The organism is Psychrobacter sp. 1U2 (assembly GCF_051847575.1).
This window is the reverse complement of sequence record NZ_JBPYDC010001699.1, coordinates 1-539: the sequence shown is the minus strand read 5'-3', so window position 1 is coordinate 539 and position 539 is coordinate 1. Positions and strand designations below refer to the sequence as shown.

The following is a 539-nucleotide window of genomic DNA, read 5'->3' as shown; positions in this document are numbered from 1 at the left end:
GACTTGAAAACGCTGGACTGTCTGCAGGTGATGTGCTCAAACAATCGACCTTACAAGGCGTTGCTAATGAGTTACAACAACAATATATTAGCCAAGGTTATTACAACAGTAATATCGAAGTGGACCAGACCTTGCTTGATGGCAACCGTGTAAAGTTAGATGTGCGCTTTATCGAAGGTAAGCCTGCTAAAGTGGTCGACATCAACGTCATTGGCAATAAGCATTTTAGTGATGAAGATATCAAAGACGTCTTTGCGGTAAAAGAATCTTCATGGACACGTCTATTATCTAAATCTGATCGCTACGCGAAAGAAAAGCTGGCTGCCAGTCTAGAGAACTTAAAAGCCCTATACCAAAACGATGGTTATGTACGCTTTAATGTTGATAACGCTGTACTAAATATCAGTGAAGATAAGCGTAGTGTGTTCATTGAAATCAGTTTAAGCGAAGGTGAGCAGTATCAGTTCGGTGAAATAAACTTCTTGGGCGATCCAAAATTTGCTACTGATGAGCTGGACGAGCTGGTGACTTTTACGTCT

1 protein-coding gene is annotated in these 539 nt (G+C 41.0%); it reads left to right on the top strand.

The genetic code is table 11. The annotated features are described in order from the left end of the window. The coding region (locus ACS8FD_RS23955) for a POTRA domain-containing protein (RefSeq protein ID WP_439277685.1) at nt 1–539 on the top strand (539 nt) is incomplete at both ends.